The following is a 21,257-nucleotide window of genomic DNA, read 5'->3' on the forward strand; positions in this document are numbered from 1 at the left end:
GAGTCTTGCCGTGAAAGTCCTGCTGGCCCACACGCCGGAGATGCGCCGCAATTACTATGGCGATCGCAGCCTGGACGGTTTGCGCGCGACCGCCGAGGTGGTCCTGCACGAGAGCGATGAGACGCTGGTCTCAACCAGCCTCGTGCGCGCTGCGCAAGATGTCGACATCATCGTGGCCGATCGCATGACCGAGGGACGCGGCGAGATCTTTGCGCAACTGCCGCGCCTGCGCGCCTTCGTCCGCTGCGCCGTCGACATCCGCAACGTCGATGTCGAGGCCGCCTCGAACGCCGGCGTGCTCGTGACCCGCGCCGGGCCTAGCTTCGTGCAAGCCGTTGCCGAGCTCGCGCTCGGCTTCATGGTCGATCTCTCCCGCGGCGTATCCCCGGCGACGGCCGACTACCAGGCAGGCCGCAAGCCGGAAGCGCGGATGGGACGGCAGCTCGCCGGCAGCAAGATCGGCATCATCGGCTATGGCAGCATCGGGCGCTATCTCGCCGACATTGCCAAGGTGATGCGCATGGAGGTGCTGGTCGCAGATCCCTTTGCGACCGTGAGCGACAGCGCCATCCGGCAGGTCAGCCTCGATGAGCTCCTCGCCGCGTCCGACTATGTCGTCTGCCTTGCCATCGCCAACGAGCAGACCGAAAATCTGATCGGCGAGGCGGCGCTGGCGCGGATGCAGAAACATGCCGTTTTCATCAATCTCTCGCGCGGCAATCTCGTCGACGAGGCGGCGCTGGCGAAGGCGCTGCTCGAGAATCGTATCGCGGGTGCCGCGATGGATGTCGGCCGCGCGCCCGACCAGATGCCAAGCCCGGAGCTTGCGAAGCTTCCCAACGTCATCGCGACACCGCATGTCGGCGGCCTGACGCCGCAGGCGATCGAATATCAGTCGCTGGAAACGGTGCGCCAGGTCGAGGCGATCGTCAAAGGCGAGATCCCGCAAGGCGCCGTCAACGCCGACCGCTGGACGCGTCGGCCCTGATCCGGCTCTACAGCCGGTCCACTGCTTTGAACGTCCCGTCCTTCTGGATCACCGTCAAAAACACCTTCGGCGGCGCGTCGAGCATGCGCATGCCGACGGTGACGGTGCTGCCGCTGATGTCGAAGCGGCCGACATCGTTGATGGCGCGCAGCAGGTTCGCGCGCGTCGGTTGCGGCCCGGCTTGTTCCAGCGCCGCGGCGGCGAGGCGGCCGGTGAGATAGCCTTCGAGCGACACGAAGTCCGGTGTCAGCGCCGGGTCGAACGCCGTCTGCGCCGCCTGGTAGTCGGCGACCAGCTTGAGCGAGCGGTCCCAGGGAAACGGCACGACCTGGGTGACGACGACGCCTTCGCCCTCGGGGCCGAGCTCCCGGGCGAGCGCCACGGCGCCGACGAAGGAGATGTTGACGAAGGTCGGACGAGCACCGCTGCGGTGCGCGAGCTTGATGAACTCCGCGCAGGGACCGTAGGTCCCGACCATGACGATCGCCTCGGGTTCGACGCGCTTGATCGTGCGCCAGGCCGACGCGACGGCGCGGGTGTTGCGCTCGAAGGTCCCTTCGGCGGCGAGCTCGAGACCGCGTTTGGCAAGCGCGCGCTTCACGCCGGAAAGACCGTCGCGCCCGAAGGAATCGTCCTGGTAGAAAATGGCGATGCGGGTGAAATGGCGATCCTCCGTGAGGTGCTTGACCCACGCCTCGGCCTCGGCGGCATAGCTCGCACGGATGTTGACCACGTTCGCAAGCTCGAGGTCGCGCAAAATTCGGCGCCGCTGAACGGACCGATGAAGGGCACGTTCCTGGCGCTGGTGATCGGTATCGTCGCCATCGCGGTCGGCGTGCCCACCGCGCCGATCAGCGCGAACACCTTGTCGTCCTCGATCAGCCGCAGCGTCTGCGCCACCGAGCGGTCGGGATCGTAGCCGTCGTCGCGGCTGATGAGCTGGAGCTTGCGGCCATGGACGCCGCCTTTGGCGTTGATTTCGGTGAAAGCTGCGACGATGCCCTGCCGCATCCGCTGTCCGAGTGTGGAGGAGGGACCCTCGAGGGCGGCGGCCTGGCCGAACAGGATCGCATCCTCGCTGACGCCGATCTCGTCGGCTTTTGCCGGCAGCATGGTTGCTGCCAGGAGCGCGACGGTGATCACGATGGATGTCGCAGATCGAGATCGATACATCAAAAAGTCTACGGGTGCGGGGAGTGGTTTCGGGTAAAGCTATCGCCGCAGGATGAATCGCCGATGTATCGGCGGCTCCGTACTACTCCGGGGAAAACCGGCAACTTATTTCGACAAAGCCCGCATCATCCTGCACTTCATTAACTAAGCCGGCTGATGCAGAAAAGCCGCGTTCCGAAATTGTGCAGTTCTTAACCGGGGTCCTGTTCCGATAGTGGCTCCGGCGGCTCAACCAGAGGTTCGGTTGGCCGGGAGAGGGGACGGCGGTTTTTGGAATGGGCGGTCGGGATCAGAACGATCAGGATCGGGGACGTATGACCGGATGGTGGCGTGCCGCGCCGCTGCTCGGGCTCTATCGCCCTGCACTCGTCGCAGTCGGCGTTGGTCTTCTGTTCTCGGTCGCGGGTGCGGCCGCTGTGGCGCGATGGGAAGGCCGCGTCAACAAGATCGAGTTCGAAAACGCGGCCGAGACCGAAGTGATCGTCATGCAGAACGGCATGGGCGAGTACATCTCCAGGCTCGTCGCGTTGCGCACGCTGTTCGAATCGACCAACCAGGAGATCACCCGCAGCGAATTCGAGACCTTCAGCGCCCGCCTGTTCGAGCGCCATCCCGGCATGCTGCGCATCTCCTGGGTGCCGCGCGTGAACCGCAAGGAGCGCGCCGAATACGAGGCCGCGGCGATCACTGACGGCGTGTCCGGCTATCGCATCAAGTCGCTCCAGGGCGATGCGTTCGCGACCGCGCCGCAGAGCGACGAATATTTTCCGGTGCTCTACTCGACCCAGCCGAAGACGTCTCCGGTCTACGGCATGGACTACGCGACCATTCCGGAGCGCCGCGCGATCCTCGAGCGCGCACGCGACACCGACCGCGTCTCGGCCATTCGCACCCGCCTCTACGAGCCGAAGGCGGGCGGCCGCTTGCCCGACGTACTCGTCGCCATTCCCGTCTACGCCAAGGGAACATCGCGCGACACCGTCGTGGACCGGCGCCGCAATCTCGCCGGCTTCGTCGTCGGCGTCTTCGACCTGCCGCTGCTGATCCAGTCCATTCGCGCGACCACCGGGGCAAGCCCCGCGGTCAGCGTGAACGTCTATCCGCCGTTTACGGCGCAGATCGTCGGCCTGGAGGCCATGCTGCCGGATTATTCGTCGGCCGCGACGGCGCCGCAGTCGATGCGGGACGTCGCGCAGACCCTGCACTGGTCGGGCAATCTCAAGATCGGCGGCATGGATTGGCAGGTGCGGGCGGTTCCGGCTGCCGGGGGTCCGCTGGAGACGACTTACGATCGCGCGGGCGCGGTGCTGATCGTCGGCATGCTGCTGACGCTGTCGCTTTCGACCTATCTCATGCTCGCGAGCCGCAATTCGCAGCGGCTGTCGCTGGCGAACCGGCGGGTGCTCGAACTCGCCCAGACCGACGCTCTGACCGGATTGCCGAACCGCGCCTTCTTCCTCGCCCGGCTCGACGAGCTCAATGGCCGTTTGATGGACGCCGGTCCGACCTTCTCTATCCTGATGCTCGACCTCGACCGCTTCAAGAACGTCAACGACTCGCTCGGTCACGGTGCGGGCGATGCGCTGCTGCGTCAGGTCGCACAGCGGCTGAAATCCGCGCTGCGCGCCAGCGACGTGCTGGCCCGGCTCGGCGGTGACGAATTCGCCATCATTCAGGAAGCGTGCGAGGATCAGCGCGTCTGCTCGACCGAACTGGCGGGGCGGATCGCCAAGCTCGTCGCCGAGCCGTTCCTTCTTCCCGGACATCGCGTCGAGATCGGCACCAGCATCGGCATTGCGATCGCGCCCGATCACGGCACCGATCAGGAGCAGCTGCTGAAGAAGGCCGACCTTGCGCTGTACCGCTCGAAATCATCGGGCCGCAACTGCTTCACCATCTACGACAAGGCGATGTCGGCCGAGCTCGAGGCGCGCAGCACGCTGGAAGGCGATTTGCGCGACGCCATCGCGCGGTGCCAGCTCGAGGTGCACTACCAGCCCTTCGTCGACGCCCTCAGTGGCGCGCGGCGCGGCTTCGAGGCGTTGGTGCGCTGGCGGCATCCGACGCGCGGCTTGATTCCGCCGGACCAGTTCATCCCGCTTGCGGAGGAGACCGGGCTGATCGTGCCGCTCGGCGAGTTCGTGCTGCGACGGGCCTGCGCGGACGCTGTCGGCTGGCCGTCCGAGCTCGCGGTCGCCGTCAACCTGTCGCCGATCCAGTTCAAGGAGGCCGAGCTGTTCGAGATGATCAGCGCGGCGCTCGCCGATTCCGGGCTGCCGCCGCAGCGGCTGGAGATCGAGATCACGGAATCCGTTCTGCTGGAACGCGGCGTCGAGAACCACGCCTTCATGGAACGGCTGAAGAGCATCGGCATCGCGCTCGCACTCGACGATTTCGGCACCGGCTATTCGTCGCTCAGCTATCTGACCGCGTTCCCGTTCGACAAGATCAAGATCGACAAGTCGTTCATCCGCAACCTCACGCATCAGCCGCGCAGCTCCGCCATCATCTCCTCGATCGTGACGCTGGCGCGCGGGCTGGACATGTCGGTCACCGCCGAAGGCGTAGAGACCCGCGAGGAATACGAACGGCTGAAGGCGCTCGGCGTCAATTTCGCGCAAGGCTATCTGTTCGGCCGCCCGCACCCAATCGAACGGATTCTGTTCGACGCGGCCGCCAAACCGCCCCAACGCGACGCCGCCTGAGGGCGGCCGCCCAAGGATCGCTCAATGGGGCATGCGCGAAAAGCGCTTGACCCGGGCAGCCCCGGATGGTCGGAAGGACCGTCCAGGGATGAAACACACAATGCGGCTTCCGTTCTTCTACGGCTGGGTCGTGGTCGCGGTGACCTTCGTCACCATGGCCATCGGCGTCAACGCGCGCACCGCCTTCTCGCTGTTCTTTCCTCCCATCATCTCTGAATTCGGCTGGGAGCGCGGCGTCACCGCGGGCGCATTTTCCTTCGGCTTCGTGGTGTCGGGCATGGTCAGCCCGCTGATCGGCCGGCTGATGGATCGCGCCGGCCCGCGCGCGGTGATGGAGCTCGGCGTGGTTCTGATGGGTGGCGGGCTGCTGCTCGCGCCGCTCACGAGTCAGCCATGGCATCTCTACGTCACCATCGGCGTCATGGTTGGCGCCGGCTCGGTGTGTCTCGGTTATTCCGGGCAGTCGCTGTTCCTGCCGAACTGGTTCATCCGCACCCGCGGCCTCGCCATCGGCATCGCCTTCGCCGGGGTCGGCATCGGCTCGGTGACGCTGCTGCCGTGGGTGCAGCACATGATCGAAGGGACCGGCTGGCGCACCGCCTGCACGGCGATGGGCCTGATGATCCTGATCGTGCTGGCGCCGATCAATCTGTTCCTGCACAGGCGCCCCGAGGATATTGGCCTGCGGCCTGACGGCGATGCCGCGCCGGTCGCGGGTGCCGCAAAACCCGTCTCCAACATCGTCGATCCCGTCTGGGCCCAGACCGAATGGACACTCCGGAAAGCGGTCGCCACGACGCGGTTCTGGTGGATCGCGCTCGGCTATTTCTGCGGCCTCTACATCTGGTACGCGGTGCAGGTGCACCAGACCAAATTCCTGCTCGACATCGGCTTCAGCCCGGGTGTCGCGGTGTGGGCACTCGGCATCGTCAGCCTGCTCGGCATTCCCGGCCAGATCCTGCTCGGCCATGTCTCCGACCGGATCGGGCGGGAATGGGTGTGGGCGATCAGCTGCGCGGGTTTTGCGATCTCTTTCGCGGCGCTGATGGCCCTGAAATTCCAACCGTCATTGTGGCTGGTCTATCTCATGGTGTTCACGCAAGGCGCGCTCGGCTACGGCCTGACCTCGATCATGGGCGCAGTGGTGTTCGAGATTTTTCAGGGCAAGCACCAGGGCAGCATTTTCGGCACGATCATGCTGGCGGCATTGGCCGGCGGCGCCGCCGGTCCCTGGGTCACCGGCTTGCTTTACGATCAGGTCGGCGACTACACGCTCGCTTTTGGCGTTGCCATCATCGTAAGCGGGCTGTCGGCGCTTTCGATCTGGCAAGCTGCGCCGCGCAAGGTGCGTGCCGTCGCCGGGAAGCTTCAGGTGGACGCCGGCGCCGAATAGGTTCCGTACGCAGCGGATTACCCTCGCTTCTTTTGCGGAACATTAAGCATGTCGCGTCTTGGCGCGGCGCGACCGGGCTGCAAAAACGTCTTGGACACCATCGCGGCACTAGCCTCGGTTGCTGTATCTTCCCGATGCCTCCGGGTCTAGCGATGTCCGCCTCCGATTGTGCCATGACAGAAACTCCGGAAGTGCTGTTGGCCGCGCTCGAACGCGCCGACGAGGGCATCGTCGTCGTCGACAGCGCGCGTCGCATCACGCATTTCAATGCCGGTGCAGAGCGGATCTGGAATCTCGCACGCGCTGATGTGCTCGGCCGCGACGCCGAAATTCTCACCCTCAAATGCCTTCAGGCCGAACCGTTTGCGGAGTTCCGGGACGAGATCAGCCTGGTGCGCCGTGACGGCAGCCGGATCCGCGCGGCCATCTCGCTTTCATCCATTGCAAGTGGCGGCATTGCCTATCGCATCGTGTTCGCGCGCGACGTCACAGCGGACGCCGAGCGCCGCATCAGGATCGGGCTTCTCCACGCCGTCTCCGACCAGACCAACCGTGCGGTGCTCATCACCGATACCGACCAGAACATTGTCTACGTCAATGCCGCCTTCACGACGCTGTTCGGTTACACCAGCGAGGAAGCCGAGGGCCGCCGCGCCAGGGGCCTGCTCGCGGGCCGCCACACCGATCGCAAGGCCGTTGCGAAGCTCGTCAAGCGCCTGATGGATGGCGGCCACCGCGGCGAGGTCGAGATGCTCGCCTATGACAAGGACGGCGAGGAGATCTGGGTCTGCGCCCGCATCGATGCCTTCCGCGACAAGAAGGGCCAGGTCAAGCACTTCTTCGCGCTGCTCGAGGACATCACCGAGACCAAGCAGCTGCGCTCGCTGCAGCAGCTCATCATGGGCGCGCTCGCCGACGAGGTCCCGATCGGCGAGATCGCCGACCGGCTGTGCCGCCGTGTCGAGCAGATGGCGCCCGACGTCGTCTGTTCGCTGCTGCACATCGATGCCGCGGGCCTGATCCATCCGCTCGGCGGCCCAAGCCTGCCCGAGGACTATTCCCGCGCGCTGGACGGCGTGGCCATCGGCCCCAATGTCGGCTCGTGCGGAACCGCGGCCTTCTACGGCGAGCCGGTGCTGGCGACCGATCTGGAGACCGACCCGCGCTGGCAGCCCTACAAGGCGATGCCGCTCGCGATTGGCCTGCGCGCATGCTGGTCGACGCCGGTCAAGGCCAAGGACGGACGGGTTATCGCCACCTTCGCCTTCTACTACCGGGAGCCGCGCGCGCCGAGCAATTGGCATCGGCGCATCGTCGAGGCCTGCGTCAATCTCGGCGCCTTCGCGATCGAGCGCAAGGAAGCGCGCGCCGAGATCGCACGGCTCGCCTATCACGACATCCTCACCGGCCTGCCGAACCGCGCGCAATTGCGGCGCCTGATCACCACCGCCATCGATGCCTGCCCGACCGGCAGCCACGTCGCGCTGGCCTTCCTCGACGTCGATCATTTCAAGGACGTCAACGACACGCTCGGTCATGCCGCCGGCGATGAGCTCCTGATCCAGCTGGCGCAGCGCCTGCGCGAGCAGATCGGACCCGAGGACATGCTGGGGCGACTCGGCGGCGACGAGTTCGTGATCCTGCTGCCGCGTCGCAACGCCGAGGGTGCCGAGCGCGTCGCGGCCGGAATCACCGAAGCGCTGGCGGCGCCGCTGCGGCTCGGCTCCAGGCAGCTGCAGATGTCGGCGAGCATCGGCGTCAGCCTCTATCCCGATCATGCGACCGACATCGACACTCTGATGCAGCAGGCGGACGCGGCCATGTACATGGCCAAGCAGGCGGGACGTTCGACCCATCGCCTGTTCAGCGCGGAGATGAACGGGCTCACCGAGCAGCGGCTGGCCTTGATTGCGGCGCTGCGGCGCGCCATCGCCGAGGGCGAGCTGACCCTCAGCTATCAGCCGCAGATTCGCAGCTGCGACGGCGCGATCCATGGCGTCGAGGCGCTGGCGCGCTGGCATGATGCCGAGCTCGGCGACGTCTCGCCGGCAAAATTCATCCCGCTCGCCGAAGAGTGCGGCCTGATCGAGCAGATCGGTCTGTGGTCGGTGCGCGAGGCCTGCCGGCAGATGGCGAGCTGGCGCCGCGCCGGGCTCGAGATTCCATCCGTGTCCGTGAACCTGTCGCCGATCAATTTTCGCAACGTCACGCTGGCCGCGCGGCTCAAGGACATCCTCGCCGAATACGATCTGCCGGCGGACGCGCTCATGCTCGAGATCACCGAGGGCGCGTTCATGCAGGACAGCGTCGCCGCGCTCGAGACGATGAACGCGATCCGGGAGCTCGGCGTCGGGCTTTCCGTGGACGATTTCGGCACCGGCTATTCCAGCCTGAGCCGGCTCGCCCATCTGCCGATCCGCGAGCTGAAGATCGACCGCAGCTTCATGCGCGACATCGAGCGTGACGCTGGCGCGCTCGCGATCGCCACCGCCGTGGTGCGCGTCGGCCAGGGCCTCGGCATGACCGTCGTCGGCGAAGGGGTCGAGACTGAGGCGCAGCGCAAGGTGCTGGCCGAACTCGGCTGCGACGTCGTGCAAGGATTCCTCTACGCACCCGCACTCGCGCCTGTTGCCTTCGAGCGCTGGTTGATCGAGCACTGCGCCGAGCAGGCGCAGGCGATGCTGGCTCGTCTCGACATTGCACCGGCCGGCGCGACCGCAGTGAAGCGGTCAGCGTAGGGCGTCTACTCTCAGTAGCCGCCACAGCAGCAACGACTGGCTAGCCATCGAAACCAACAAACCGCGCTACTTCGATCGTGCCTGGGTTGATTTTGCTCGGCATTGACGGGGCAATGCATAGTGAACGGTCAGCAGGCTTTCGTTCCTGTCATCGAAAATCAAATGATCGGTCAAGGCCATTTCCGCGCGCATAGCATTGCAGCAGAAGATCATCCATCGATTGAAAGTGGGCAGCTGGCTCATGGACCGGTAAAGCTCGCCACACTCGATGGTCAGGTTCTTAAGGCCTTGCGCATTCGCCAATTCGAGCCGGGATCGAATCTCTTGCCGGAAGCGATCCGTTGAAACCATGCGACATCCGATAGCCGAACACCCTTCTGGAAGAGGGATCAGCCGGCCAGGATTGAAATCGAGCGATGGCCCCGTCAACTCAGACGCCAAGCCGTGTGACCATAGAGCAATGCCAACACAAAGATACAGCTAATAAAGCCGATCTGATCGATGCGCTCGTCTCGCTATTGGGTGACGGCGTTCCTATATGCTTGAGATCGCCGCCCGCCCTTGGCAGTTATCGGTGACTGAGAGCATTGCGCTCCCGCCTCAACCACGCAGGCGGTCGGATGTCCGATATCCCAAAATACAAATCTCCTGGACTAATTGGTATCTCCGGCGCCGGTGCGGGACGCTGCGTCGGCCTTCATGCAGCGAAATCCATTTTCAATTGATCTGCAGCAGCGATCTCGCACGCAGATCGTCAGGAGGTTTACGTGGCAAACACAGCAACGATCCGAAATTCGAACGGGCTTCCGGCCACATTCACGGGATCGAAGACCGGCCAGGACGACGCGCCGTTTGTCTTCGTCAAGGTCGGCGATGAAGAACGCCGCATGCGAAGGGCTGAATGGGATGCGCTTCCGCCCTGGACCGGCCCGCGCCCGGCACGAACAGTCAACGACTGATCGCACAGCCTTTCGGAGGCCCGCTTGACGGTCGAACATGCCATCGTGCGAACCAAGCCGAAGCCCTGGGGCAGCCTCGATCTGCGGCCCTGGAGCCTGGCGTCGACGAGCGACGGCCCGATCGGGGAATTGTGGTTCGAGCGTCCGGGTCTTGCTGCGCCGAAGACCACGTTGCTGCTCAAAATGCTCTTCACCACCGAGCCGCTATCAATTCAAGTTCATCCGGATGATGCGTTCGCGCGCTCGATCGGCCTTGCCAACGGCAAGACCGAAGCCTGGCATATCGTCTCCGCGATCCCCGGTGCCGGGGTCGCGGTGGGGCTGAACCATCCGCGCTCCGCCGCAGAGTTACGAGCCGCGATCACTGATGGCTCGATCGCCGATATCGTGGCTTGGCAGCCGGTTCATGCAGGCGACGTCATTTTCATTCCTGCCGGAACCATCCATGCGATCGGCGCCGGCATCGTGCTCGTCGAGATCCAGCAGCACAGCGACGCCACCTTCCGGCTGTTCGACTATGGACGAGCGCGCCAACTGCACATCGACAATGCCGTCGCGGTGGCAACGGCAGGCCCACGCCAGATCCAATCGCCGTCCGAACGCCTGAGCGGCGCGCGAACGGTCCTCACGGTCAATTCCTATTTTGCGCTGGAGCAAACTGACCTTGCTCCAGGCTCCGTTTGGATGCTCGACGCACCGAAAGAGACTTGGCTGCTCGCGATCGAAGGGCACGCCCAACTCGGCTCGACGAGGCTGGCGCCGGGGGACGCGATCTTCCTGGAAGCCGACCATGCGGAAATCGAGGTCGGTGCGAGCGGCTTGAAAGCGCTGCTGGCCTATCCCGGCCCGAAGATAAACCCTGCCGCGCTAATAGAGCGCAGCGCCGCGAGCGCCAGTCGCGCACCGCACGCCTATCCCGGCGCCCTGGTCACGTCTCCCTTCGAGACCGCCGCGCTCAAACAATCGGAGACCCCCAATTGGCTGCCGTAAGTCGTATCGCATTCATCGGAAACTCGCTTCCCCGCCGCTGCGGTATTGCGACCTTCACCACCGACTTGCAGAGCGCAATTGCGGCGTCCCGGAGTGATCTGGAGACCGTCATCGTCGCGATGACCGATCACGGCCAGGTCTACGATTATCCTCCGACCGTGGGCCTGGAGATCAACGACGACAGGCAAGATGATTATGTCCGTGCGGCCGCCTATCTGAACAGCGGCGGCTTCGAGGCCGTTTCGCTGCAACACGAGTTCGGCATTTTCGGTGGCGAAGCCGGAGCTCAGATCATGGCGCTTCTGTCGCACCTGACCATACCGATCGTGACCACCCTGCATACGGTCTTGTCCGAGCCGACGGAGGCCCAGCGCGACGTCATCGCGCGCATCGTCGAGTGCTCGTCCAAGATCGTCGTGATGGCGGAAAAAGGTCGGGAGTTGTTGCGTTCCGTCTATCACGTGGCTGACGAGAAGATCGAGATCATCCCGCACGGCATCCCGGAATTTGCGTTCGTCGAACCCGACGCGGCCAAGGCTGCGCTCGGATTCAGCAACAAGTCGGTCATCCTGACCTTCGGATTGCTGTCGCCTAACAAGGGCATCGAAGTCATGATCGATGCGATGCCTTCTATTCTGAAGACCCGCCCCGACGCCGTTTACGTGGTGCTCGGTGCGACGCATCCCAACCTCGTGCGCGATCGGGGCGAAGCCTATCGTGAGTCCCTGATGGCGCACGCGCGGCAGGCTGGCGTCGAGGATCACGTCGTGTTCCTCGATCAGTTCGTCGACAAGAAGACGCTACTCGATTTCATCTCGATGTCCGACGTCTACGTGACGCCGTACCTCAGTGAGGCCCAGATGACCTCGGGCACGCTAGCCTATAGTTTCGGCCTCGGCAAAGCCGTGGTGTCCACCCCGTATTGGCATGCCCGCGAACTATTGGCTGATGGCCGCGGCATCCTGGTTCCGTTTGGCGACGCGGCCGCGCTCGGCATCGAGATCGCCAAGCTGCTCACCAACGACGTGCTTCGGCAGGCGATGCGCAAGCGCGCCTATTCGAGCAGCCGCGCGATGACGTGGGAAAGAACCGCCGAACGCTATATGTCGGTCTTCGAGAACGCCGGCCGCCGGCATCGGCTCAAGACCATTGCGCGCACGGATACTGGTACGCTGCTGCGCGACAGCCGCGCCCCGCCGGAAATGCAGCTCGGTCATTTCCTGTCGATGTGTGACGACACGGGGCTGTTTCAGCATGCCGTTCATAGCGTGCCGGATCGTGCCCACGGCTATTGCGTCGACGATAACGCCCGGGCGCTACTCGTGGCCTGTGCGCTCAACAATCCGGGCGAAGAGCGGCTGCCGGAAGCGCTGACGGCGCGATTTGCCGCCTTCGTCCAGCATGCCTGGAATCCGGATACACGACGATTTCGCAATTTCATGGGCTTCAACCGCTGCTGGTTGGAGGACAGGGGGTCGGAGGATAGTCACGGACGCACGCTCTGGGCCTTGGGTGTGTGTGCGCTTACGGATGCCAGCACGTCGCGACGCTCATGGGCCGCGGCGCTGTTTACCGAAGCGATGGCGACGGTGGAAGATTTTCGTTCGCCCCGTGCGTGGGCGTTCGTATTGCTGGGCCTCGATGCTTACTGCTCGGCTGTCCCGGGCGATGTCCAGGCGACCCGCCTGCGTGCCGTGCTTGCCGATCGGCTGATCTTGATCTTCGACACCGTGGCAACCGGCGATTGGGTCTGGTTCGAGGATGGGTTGGCCTACGATAACGCCCGCTTGCCCCAGGCGCTGATCATGACCGGCATGGCCAGCAAGACACCGCGCTATGTCAATATCGGTCTGGAGTCGCTGCGCTGGCTTGTGAAGCGGCAAACCTCAGCGAAGGGCCAATTCCGCCCGATCGGCACGGCGGGATTTGGTGAGCGACGCCAACCCTCGCAAGCCTTCGACCAGCAGCCGCTGGAGGCCGCGGCGACCATCGCGGCATGCCTCGCCGCATGGCGGGCCGATCACGATGTCGAGTGGAAAGCCGAAGCCGCGCGGGTATTCGCGTGGTTTCTGGGCAGCAACGATCTGTCGGCCTCGCTGGTCGATCTGGAAACCGGAAGCTGCCGGGATGGCCTGCACCCCGATCGTCCCAATGAGAATCGGGGAGGGGAATCCGTGGTGTCATATTTGCTTGGGCTTTCCGAGATTCGGCAAATTGCCCGCCTGAGCGAAAGCCGGGCCAAGCCTGCTCCTCTCGTCGCCTGACGGAGCCAATTACGATTTCCTCCTTCAACCCATCGAGGCCGTTTTGTCGCAATCTCCCTTCCTCAAACGCCAAGCCCTCCAGCTGCGACCTGATCCGACCCGTGTCATCGTTCGGCCTTTCAAGCCAGCAACAGAGCCGCGCGACCTCAATCCGACGGACAAGACCCGCGCCAACCATATCGTCGAACGGGTCCTCGCGCTCGATGCCGAGACGGCTGACCGGCAATTGGCCGACGTTCTGGAGAATTTCCTCGGCCGTCACCGCAACCTGTTGCAGATCTTCGAGGCACGCGCCGCGGAAATGGAAGAGGCGCTGGCCGACCATGCTGTCTTCACACAGGTCCAACGCCAACTCGCGGGCGCCTATTTTCTCAACGAATATTCGTTCGAGGCCTCGGCATTGTTCAATCCGAGTATCGTGCCACATCCCGATCAATCCGGAACGCCGGAAGGCAGCCTCCGCTTCGTCCTGAGTCTGCGTGCCGTCGGCGAGGGGCATGTGTCTTCGCTGACATTCCGCTCGGGGCTTATTGCGGAAGACGGGACTGTGACCATCGACCCGACGGCGCGTCTGGCATCCAGCCCCGATCTCGTCAGGCTGACATCGGGCGCCGGCGGCGACGAGATTGCTGTTACGTTCGCGGCCGGCCAGGATCTGAGCGAGCGGGTAATTTTTCCAGTCACCGAAGCGCAGTCGAACGGGATCGAGGATGCCCGCTTTGTGCATTTCAGCAACGCCGGACGGAAGATCTACTACGCGACCTACACCGCCTATAGCGGACGGGCGATCCGGTCGGAGCTGATTGAGACCTCCGATTTCGTATCGTTCCGGCTGTCGACTTTGAAAGGCAATGCCGCGCGCAACAAGGGCATGGCGTTATTCCCGCGCAAGATCGGGGGCAGATATGCGATGATCGCGCGCCAGGACAACGAAAACCTCTATCTGATCTTTTCCGACGATCTCCAGACGTGGGATGGCGGCCAGCCGATTCTGAAGCCGCGATACCCTTGGGAGTTCGTGCAGATCGGCAATTGCGGATCTCCGATCGAGCTCGATCAGGGGTGGCTGCTGCTGACGCACGGTGTCGGCCCTGTGCGGAAGTATTCGATCGGGGCCGCGCTGCTGGACAAGAACGACCCTTCGAAGGTGCTCGGCCGCCTGCGCGAGCCGCTATTGCGCCCAGACCCTTCCGAACGCGAAGGATATGTTCCGAACGTCGTCTACACCTGCGGCGCGATGCGCCACCGCGACAAGATCATCTTCCCCTATGCGGTCTCCGACAGCTTCTGCAATTTCGCGACCATCGAGATTGCATCCTTGATTGCGGCCATGGACACTAGTGCATAGGAACTGCGCTGACCGTTCTCGATGTCCATCCGGTGGATTGGAAAAGCGTGAAGCGGTCGGCGCAGAACATTGCTTCGAACGGGTGATGTCCGGGCTCAGGCATCCGGTTGCAGGAACGTGCCGTATTGCTTGGTCGCGACGACCGCGGCTGCGGCCTGTCCGATCATCCGCATTGCTGCCATCATAGGCCACGGTCCAAGACTCACCCGCCGAACGCCGACGCGAGCCAGATCCGGAAGTGCGGGAACGCCTTGTGTCACCATGATGTTGACCGGCAGAGGCGTGAGCTGAACGAACCTTTCAATGAGCGCGAGGTCGGTGAGGCCGGGGACGAAAATCCCGTCGGCGCCGGCCTCGGCATAGACCTTCGCTCGCCCCGCCGCTTCGTTCATGCACTCGTCCGGCGATCCGAATTTCAGCAAGAACGGATCCGTTCTCGCATTGATGAACAGCTGAACTCCCAGATTTTTCGCGGCATCCCGCACGGCCTTGATCTTGGCGGCATGGCGTTCGGGATTGACCAGTTGCCGCTTTCCTCCCGATAGCCCGTCCTCGATATTGATGCCGACGGCGCCGGCTTTCAAAATCTCGGTCGCCGATCTGGCGGCAGCCTCCGGGGTGTCGCCATATCCGGCCTCCAGATCGATTGAGACTGGAACAGACACGGCCGCAGTCATCCGCGACACCAGGCCGGTCACCATGTCGAGCGGGACATTTTCTCCGTCGGCGTATCCAAGTGCGGAGGCGACCGCCCCGCTGCTGGTCGCGATGGCCGGAGAGGTCTTCGCGATGGCTTTGGCGGTGGCGGCGTCCCAGGCGTTGAACAGGATGAGCGGATCGCCCTTCCTGTGAAGGGCATGAAAGGTCTCGGCATATTGCTGTTGTGTCTTGGCGTCCATTGCGCGTATTCCGGATTAGAGAACTCAAAGGATGTTGTGGGCGACCGCCCTCTGCGTTCAGTCAGGCGCGTGCGTCTTGAACCAGTCCATGATCAGGCCGGTGACTTCTTCCTCACGCTCGAGGTGCGGGAAGTGCCCGACATCGGGCAGGACAATCCGCCTGTGCGGCCCCTTGAACAGCGGCTCCTCCTTGACCGAGTACCTCGCTGTCGGATCGTTGCTGCCATAGATCGTCAGCGTCGGCGTGTGCATGTCATTGATCGGCAGCCGGCGCGCGAGCGCCGCATCGGTCAGGCCTCCGTAATATTTAAGCGCTGCGGCCATCGTGCCGGGCGAGCTGAGCGTCTCCTTGATTGAACGGATGTGCTCGGCATTGTTGAATGTCGGCGACCACAGCTTCCAGAGATAGTCGACGAAGGGAAGTCCCTCGGTACTGACCGCGGATTCGGCGCCGGGAAGCTGGAAGAAATAGACATGGAAGATGGCTCGAACGAGCTCCGGATCCCGTCTGATGCTCGAAATTGTAATTGGATGTGCGGTGTTCATGACCACGGCGGCCTTGAATGCCGATGGCGCCGTGGCCAGCGCCTGAAATGTCGAGGTGCCGCCCCAATCCATGCCGACGACGCGTGCCTGTCCGTCGTCGCTCAGCGCCGCGATGAGGGCTTCGAGATCGTTGCCCAGTGCGATCGGATCGAAAACTCCGTCCGCCGGAATCTCGGTCGGTGCATAGCCGCGCAGGAACGGCGCGACCGCACGATACCCTGCATCCGCGAAGACCTGCAGCTGCTTTCGATACGACCAGGCATTATCGGGAAAGCCGTGCAGGAACATGACAAGGGGGCCGTCGCCCTGCTCGAGATAGGCGAAGCGCACGCCGTTGGCCTGCACGTATTTCAAGGCGGGTTCAATGCCTCTGGTATTCGCTTGGGCATTCGCTTGTCGTGCCGCGCTCCCAGTATTCATCGTCATTCTCCATGTCATCGTGCCCCGCGATCGAAATATGTGCGGAGCGCACATATTCGTCAAGTTGTTTTTTGTGCGCTCCGCACATATTGTCCGGCTCATGGAAAACGGAATCGCAAATTTGCTGGGGGCGCTTTCGCTCGCCGTCATGGATCGGATCGAGCAGGGCGCGCGCGAGGTCATCGGCCGCGGAGGCGAGACGCCTGCGGCACTGGTCGTCATCGGCTATGGCCAGGGCATGACCAACGACAAGCTGCGGCGGATTCTTGGCCTGTCGCATTCGGGAACGGTCCGGCTGGTGGACCGTCTGGTGTCGGATCGGCTGGTCGAACGTCGGCCCGGACAGGACGGCCGCGAGGTTGCTCTGCACCTGACCGCGAAGGGCGCCGCAACCCGCAACGACTTGATGACCTCGCGAATATCGGCGGTCGCGTCGCTTCTGGATGTGCTGTCGCCGGCTGAAACGAAACGACTCGAAACGCTGCTCCATGAGTTGTTGGCACGGCAGGATACGTCCGAGATGGATCGCTTCACGATCTGCCGCATGTGCGACGACAGCGTTTGCACGAATTGCCCCTTGCCCACGGACAAGGGCAAACGCGCTCGCTAGCGGGCGCGCTCGACACAATCATCCGGCTTGGGCCCAACGCGCGTTCACGTCGCGGAAAGGAACGTCCGGCGTTTCTCCACGTTATCGGCCGTCGAGCGCAAACCGGGCCACACGATGAAGAAGATCGCCACCATGCTTGTCATGCTCTGTAGCTTGCCGGTTGCCGCCGGTGCGGAGAGCTGGAGTGGCTATCGCATTCCCGAGACCGGGACCAACGTCGACATCCCTTCGTCGATCTTCACCGAGCAAGCCGGTCGACCCGACGGGTATGGCATGCAGTACCGGACCAGCGACGGCCGCGCGGATTTGACGGTGCAGGCCGTTCCGAACGACGGCAGCTCACCGGCCGCTTTCCTGGCGCGAAAGAATCCGCCGCCCGGCATCACCTACAAGCGCATCACGCCGCGCTTTTTCGTGGTGTCCAGCACCCGGGGCGGCAAGATCTGGTACGACCGCTGCAACTTTGGCCGTCGCTACGTGCATTGCGTGTTGATCAACTACCCCGCTTCCGAGAAGCGGCAGTGGGATGCGCTCGTGACCCGCGTCAGCCGTACGCTGAGCGGCGGTTGATCCGCTCACAAAGAAGAAGCCTGCTCACAAAGAAAAAACTGCCCGCAAGTCGCGGGCAGCAGTCTCGTGAGGATGGTTCAGCGCACGTTCGTCGATGTTGTCGACATGGTCGGCTTGGAGCCTGGCACGTGCGACATGGTCTTGGTGGTGGACCCGACCTCCTCGCCCGCCTTCACTTTGGTGCGGGTGTGGGAGCGGCTGAACGTGCCACCCTCATGCGCCTGCGCGCGCGCATTGGAATTGAGCACCGGACCGTTGCCCTTGTTCATGCTGGTGCCGGACTGCGCCTTGCCGTTGGCAGACGCGGCGCTGCCGCCCGCTGCAATCGACGAGCCGGTCTGTCCGGAGCCCGAGGTCGACGTACCGCCGGTGCCGAGCGTGCTGGCCGAGGTGCCGCCGACGGCAGCCGAACCGCCGGTGCCACCGGTCATGCTGGTTTGTGCCGCCAACGGCGCGGCGGCGGCGAGCAGGAGTGCGACCGACGAGGTCGCAATCAACATTCTCATCTGTCAAATCCTTTTGCTATGGCGACGATGTCGAGATGGTGCAGCCGTTGACTGTGACGGTGCTCGCGCTGGTCGAACCGGGGCCGCCGGCCGTCGAGGACGAACTCGACACGTTGCCGCCACCGGCCTGGACGTGCACCGACGATCCGCCGGCCGAACTCGAGCTCGAGAGCGAGCCGCTCGACGAGGTCGAGCCGGTTGTGCCCGAACCCGATGACCCCAGCGCGGTGATGCTGCCGTCGGGATGTTTTTCCACCGTGACCCGGCAGGTCTCGCCGGATGCGGTCTTGCCGGTTTTCTGCATGGTTTCCCCCACAGCAGCGCTGCTTATCAAAGTCAAAACTGCGATCGCAACGATTGGTCTGTTCATGCCAGTCCTCCTCAGGAAGGACGAAGGAGCGGCATTGCTGCCGCTCCGCCGGCCGGGATGTCAGTCCTTGTCCTTCTTCATCTCATCCTTGTGGTGGCCTTTGCCCTTTTCCATGCCCATGTCGCTGGAATGTCCCGCGGAGGAGCCGGCCGCTCCCACGGTCGAGCCGCTCTTGCCGCCGCCGGCCGAGGAGCCGCCGGTGCCGACTGTCGATGCCGAGTTGGAGCCGGAGCCTGCCGCAGAGCCGCCCGTGCCGACGCTGGACGAGCTCTTGCCGCCGCCGGCCGACGAACCGCCGGTGCCGAGCGTCGAGGCCGAGCCTGAGCCGCTGCCGGAGCCCGCGGCGGAGCCGCCGGTGCCGATCGACGAACTGCTGGTGCCGCCGCCCGCCGACGAGCCGCCGGTGCCAAGCGTCGACGCCGAACCCGAGCCGCTGCCCGAACCCGCCGATGAACCGCCGGTGCCGACGGTCGAGTTGCTGGTGCCACCGCCGGCTGACGAGCCACCCGTGCCGACCGTCGAGCTGGACTGCGCCATCGCGAGCGCCGTACCGGCCAGCAGCGCGGCTGCGGCCACAGACAATTTCAGAATCCTCATCGCTGTCTCCTCCAATGATCAAATTGCCAAAACAGGCTCGGGATAAAGTGGCAAGGTGAGGAAACGTTCCTTGGATGGGGTACGGTGATGTGGAAAATGCGCGCGTATAATCGCTTCCAGGTTCCAGCGGCGCAGCGCGGCGCGCCGATGTCGAGCGGGAACAGCGAAGCTCGACGATCTGAAGACAACAAACGCTAGTCCGACGACAATCCCGTCCTGCGCCGCAGGTCCGTGATCGCGCGCAGAAAGCTGTCGGCCGGCGTCGTCTCCGGATCGATCAGGCGGTGCAGGCGAAAGCCGTCTTCCAGCGCCAGCACGACGGAGGCCATCCATGGCGGATTGAGCGTGTCGCCCTTCGCGTTGCTCTTCAGCGTGGCCTCGACGATGTCGGCGACCAGCTTGCGCCGCGCGCGCAGGCGCTTTGCAAGCTCCGGTCGGCGCTTCTCCGCGCGCGCGACAAACAGGATCATCTCCATGTGGAGCAGCGGCGAGCGGCCGAGCGGGTCCTGCCTTGTGCGGTCCATCGCCTTCAGCGCCGCGATGAAGTCGTCGAGATTGTCGTGCTGCGCGAGGATGTCCATGTTGCGCCGGATCGACTGTGCGACGTGGTCCTCGAGCATGGCGATGATCAGCTCGTCCTTGCTCTTGAAGTTGGAATAGAACGCTCCCCGGCTGAATCCGGCCGCCGCCGCGATCGCCTCGATGCTGGCGCCGCCGATGCCGTCCTCCTCGAACACGCGCGCGGCCGCCTCGAACAGCCTGTCGCGCGTGTCGTCCCTGGTCGGCCTGGTTCTCACCCTTGACATCGGAGCAGGTTAGGGCAGAATGCAACTCGATACAACAATGTATCGAGTTGATAATTCAGGGATGGTTACGCTGCGCAAGAGGGGCTGCCCGGCGTATGCGTTCATGCGGCAACCGACATGAGGTCACCATGAACGAGCACGTGCAGGGCGCCGGCGGTCCGCTGTTCAATCCGCTGTCGCCGGACTTCATCCGCGATCCCTATCCGCATTATGACCGGCTCCGCGCGATCTATCCGATTCACGTGACGCTGTTCGGCCAGTTCGTCACCAGCCGCCATGCCGATGTCAGCCTCGTGATGCGCGACAAGCGTTTCGGCAAGGATTTCGTCGAGCGCTCCAAGCGTCGCTATAGCGAGAAGATCATGGAGGAGCCGGTCTTCCGCAGCATGAGTCATTGGATGCTGCAGGCCGATCCGCCCGACCACAGCCGCCTGCGCGGCCTCGTCGTGAAGGCCTTCACCGCCCGCCGCGTCGAGGACATGCGGCCGCGGATCCAGGAGATCGTCGACCAGACCATCGATGCCGTGATCGACCGCGGCCATATGGACCTGATCGAGGATTTCGCCTTCCGCCTGCCTGTGACCATCATCTGCGACATGCTCGGCATCCCCGAGGACCATCGCGAGACTTTCTATAACAGCTCGCGCGACGGCGGACGGCTGCTCGACCCCGTACCGCTCTCGCCGGAGGAGATCGCCAAGGGCAACGCCGGCAACATGATGGCGCAGATGTATTTCCAGCAGCTGTTCGAGCTGCGTCGCAAAAATCCCGGCGACGATCTCATCACTCAGCTGGTGCAGGCCGAGGAAGACGGCAACAAGCTCACCAACGAGGAGCTGACCGCCAACATCATCCTGTTGTTCGGCGCCGGCCACGAGACCACGGTCAATCTGATCGGCAATGGCCTGCTGGCGCTGCATCGCAATCCGGACCAGCTCGCGCTGTTGAAGGCGCGGCCGGAGCTGATGGTGGGCGCGATCGAGGAATTCTTGCGCTACGATTCCTCGGTGCAGATGACCGGGCGGGTCGCGCTGGAGGATATCGACGATCTCGGCGGCGCGAAGATCCCCAAGGGCGAGACCGTGCTCTGCCTGCTTGGGTCGGCCAACCGCGACCCGGCGGTCTATCCTGACCGGCCCGACCGGCTCGACGTCACCCGCCAGAATGTGAGGCCGCTGTCGTTCGGCGGCGGCATCCATTTCTGCCTGGGAGCCCAATTGGCCCGCCTCGAGGCCGAGATCGCCATCGCCACGCTGTTGCGGCGTCTGCCCGACCTGCGCATCGACGACGTCGAAAACCCCGAATGGCGGCCGACCTTCGTGCTGCGCGGCCTGAAGCGGCTGCCCGCGAGCTGGTGATAGCCGCCCGCGTTAAC

18 protein-coding genes and 1 pseudogene are annotated in these 21,257 nt (G+C 64.1%); 12 read left to right on the forward strand and 7 right to left on the reverse strand.

Features of this window, described 5'->3' with window-relative positions; all coding sequences use genetic code 11:
• Positions 1-10 precede the first annotated feature (10 nt).
• On the forward strand, positions 11-988 hold the full coding sequence (locus tag IVB40_RS06855) for a hydroxyacid dehydrogenase (protein WP_247818439.1): 978 nt from the start codon (positions 11-13) through the stop codon (positions 986-988).
• A gap of 7 nt (positions 989-995) precedes the next feature.
• Here IVB40_RS06855 and IVB40_RS06860 read toward each other — a convergent pair.
• A pseudogene (locus IVB40_RS06860) lies at positions 996-2,161 on the reverse strand (ABC transporter substrate-binding protein).
• Positions 2,162-2,475: 314 nt separating this feature from the next.
• Between IVB40_RS06860 and IVB40_RS06865 the strand changes: the two are divergent.
• The 8 genes from IVB40_RS06865 to IVB40_RS06900 all read left to right on the forward strand — a co-directional run bounded on the left by IVB40_RS06865 (position 2,476) and on the right by IVB40_RS06900 (position 14,558).
• Entirely contained in the window at positions 2,476-4,866 is a 2,391-nt protein-coding gene (locus IVB40_RS06865) for an EAL domain-containing protein (protein WP_247818440.1), read from the forward strand.
• Positions 4,867-4,966: 100 nt separating this feature from the next.
• A complete protein-coding gene (locus tag IVB40_RS06870; protein ID WP_247819498.1) occupies positions 4,967-6,259 on the forward strand; it encodes an MFS transporter in 1,293 nt (430 codons plus the stop codon).
• A 152-nt stretch (positions 6,260-6,411) separates the two neighbouring features.
• A complete protein-coding gene (locus IVB40_RS06875; protein WP_247288049.1) occupies positions 6,412-8,997 on the forward strand; it encodes an EAL domain-containing protein in 2,586 nt (861 codons plus the stop codon).
• Positions 8,998-9,117: 120 nt separating this feature from the next.
• On the forward strand, positions 9,118-9,342 hold the full coding sequence (locus IVB40_RS06880) for a hypothetical protein (RefSeq protein ID WP_247818441.1): 225 nt from the start codon (positions 9,118-9,120) through the stop codon (positions 9,340-9,342).
• Positions 9,343-9,764: 422 nt separating this feature from the next.
• The gene (locus IVB40_RS06885) at positions 9,765-9,956 is read left to right on the forward strand and encodes a hypothetical protein (protein WP_035974339.1); all 192 of its coding nucleotides are present in this window, start codon (positions 9,765-9,767) and stop codon (positions 9,954-9,956) included.
• A 24-nt stretch (positions 9,957-9,980) separates the two neighbouring features.
• Complete coding sequence (locus IVB40_RS06890; RefSeq protein WP_247818442.1) at positions 9,981-10,946, forward strand: class I mannose-6-phosphate isomerase; 966 nt, start codon at positions 9,981-9,983, stop codon at positions 10,944-10,946.
• Positions 10,934-13,210 (forward strand): glycosyltransferase family 4 protein, encoded by a 2,277-nt coding sequence (locus IVB40_RS06895; protein ID WP_247819499.1) that lies wholly within the window; start codon positions 10,934-10,936, stop codon positions 13,208-13,210. Before IVB40_RS06890 ends, IVB40_RS06895 begins: the two co-directional genes overlap by 13 nt.
• 43 nt (positions 13,211-13,253) lie before the next feature.
• Positions 13,254-14,558: a glycoside hydrolase family 130 protein gene (locus IVB40_RS06900; protein WP_247818443.1), complete on the forward strand. Its 1,305-nt coding sequence runs from the start codon at positions 13,254-13,256 to the stop codon at positions 14,556-14,558.
• Between the two features lie 95 nt (positions 14,559-14,653).
• Here IVB40_RS06900 and IVB40_RS06905 read toward each other — a convergent pair whose 3' ends face one another.
• Both IVB40_RS06905 and IVB40_RS06910 read right to left on the reverse strand, forming a co-directional pair.
• Positions 14,654-15,457 (reverse strand): isocitrate lyase/phosphoenolpyruvate mutase family protein, encoded by an 804-nt coding sequence (locus IVB40_RS06905; protein ID WP_247818444.1) that lies wholly within the window; start codon positions 15,455-15,457, stop codon positions 14,654-14,656.
• A gap of 57 nt (positions 15,458-15,514) precedes the next feature.
• Positions 15,515-16,348, reverse strand: coding sequence for an alpha/beta hydrolase (locus IVB40_RS06910; protein ID WP_247819500.1), 834 nt, complete (start codon positions 16,346-16,348; stop codon positions 15,515-15,517).
• Positions 16,349-16,367: 19 nt separating this feature from the next.
• Between IVB40_RS06910 and IVB40_RS06915 the strand changes: the two genes are divergently transcribed.
• Positions 16,368-17,033 carry a MarR family winged helix-turn-helix transcriptional regulator gene (locus IVB40_RS06915; protein WP_247818445.1) on the forward strand — a complete coding sequence of 222 codons (666 nt, stop codon included), beginning with the start codon at positions 16,368-16,370 and terminating at the stop codon, positions 17,031-17,033.
• Between the two features lie 114 nt (positions 17,034-17,147).
• Positions 17,148-17,603 (forward strand): hypothetical protein, encoded by a 456-nt coding sequence (locus IVB40_RS06920; RefSeq protein WP_027570768.1) that lies wholly within the window; start codon positions 17,148-17,150, stop codon positions 17,601-17,603.
• Between the two features lie 77 nt (positions 17,604-17,680).
• Here IVB40_RS06920 and IVB40_RS06925 read toward each other — a convergent pair whose 3' ends face one another.
• The 4 genes from IVB40_RS06925 to IVB40_RS06940 form a co-directional block, all read right to left on the reverse strand.
• The gene (locus tag IVB40_RS06925) at positions 17,681-18,109 is read right to left on the reverse strand and encodes a hypothetical protein (RefSeq protein ID WP_247818446.1); all 429 of its coding nucleotides are present in this window, start codon (positions 18,107-18,109) and stop codon (positions 17,681-17,683) included.
• 16 nt (positions 18,110-18,125) lie between these two features.
• Complete coding sequence (locus IVB40_RS06930) at positions 18,126-18,413, reverse strand: hypothetical protein (RefSeq protein WP_245287890.1); 288 nt, start codon at positions 18,411-18,413, stop codon at positions 18,126-18,128.
• A 126-nt stretch (positions 18,414-18,539) separates the two neighbouring features.
• The gene (locus IVB40_RS06935; protein WP_247288054.1) at positions 18,540-19,076 is read right to left on the reverse strand and encodes a hypothetical protein; all 537 of its coding nucleotides are present in this window, start codon (positions 19,074-19,076) and stop codon (positions 18,540-18,542) included.
• A 194-nt stretch (positions 19,077-19,270) separates the two neighbouring features.
• The gene (locus tag IVB40_RS06940) at positions 19,271-19,882 is read right to left on the reverse strand and encodes a TetR/AcrR family transcriptional regulator (protein ID WP_027570770.1); all 612 of its coding nucleotides are present in this window, start codon (positions 19,880-19,882) and stop codon (positions 19,271-19,273) included.
• Between the two features lie 128 nt (positions 19,883-20,010).
• On the opposite strand from IVB40_RS06940, the gene IVB40_RS06945 reads away from it, so the two are divergent.
• Entirely contained in the window at positions 20,011-21,240 is a 1,230-nt protein-coding gene (locus IVB40_RS06945; RefSeq protein WP_247818447.1) for a cytochrome P450, read from the forward strand.
• Positions 21,241-21,257: the final 17 nt, after the last annotated feature.

The sequence above is a fragment of the Bradyrhizobium sp. 40 genome, from assembly GCF_023100925.1.
GTDB lineage: Bacteria > Pseudomonadota > Alphaproteobacteria > Rhizobiales > Xanthobacteraceae > Bradyrhizobium.

Coding starts and splice junctions, on each gene's coding strand:
- IVB40_RS06940 (WP_027570770.1), bottom strand. CDS start 19,882: ATGTCAAGGGTGAGAACCAGGCCGACCAGGGACGACACGCGCGACAGG.
- IVB40_RS06865 (WP_247818440.1), top strand. CDS start 2,476: ATGACCGGATGGTGGCGTGCCGCGCCGCTGCTCGGGCTCTATCGCCCT.
- IVB40_RS06915 (WP_247818445.1), top strand. CDS start 16,368: ATGCCTCTGGTATTCGCTTGGGCATTCGCTTGTCGTGCCGCGCTCCCA.
- IVB40_RS06905 (WP_247818444.1), bottom strand. CDS start 15,457: ATGGACGCCAAGACACAACAGCAATATGCCGAGACCTTTCATGCCCTT.
- IVB40_RS06945 (WP_247818447.1), top strand. CDS start 20,011: ATGAACGAGCACGTGCAGGGCGCCGGCGGTCCGCTGTTCAATCCGCTG.
- IVB40_RS06875 (WP_247288049.1), top strand. CDS start 6,412: ATGTCCGCCTCCGATTGTGCCATGACAGAAACTCCGGAAGTGCTGTTG.
- IVB40_RS06870 (WP_247819498.1), top strand. CDS start 4,967: ATGCGGCTTCCGTTCTTCTACGGCTGGGTCGTGGTCGCGGTGACCTTC.
- IVB40_RS06935 (WP_247288054.1), bottom strand. CDS start 19,076: ATGAGGATTCTGAAATTGTCTGTGGCCGCAGCCGCGCTGCTGGCCGGT.
- IVB40_RS06920 (WP_027570768.1), top strand. CDS start 17,148: ATGAAGAAGATCGCCACCATGCTTGTCATGCTCTGTAGCTTGCCGGTT.
- IVB40_RS06925 (WP_247818446.1), bottom strand. CDS start 18,109: ATGAGAATGTTGATTGCGACCTCGTCGGTCGCACTCCTGCTCGCCGCC.
- IVB40_RS06930 (WP_245287890.1), bottom strand. CDS start 18,413: ATGCAGAAAACCGGCAAGACCGCATCCGGCGAGACCTGCCGGGTCACG.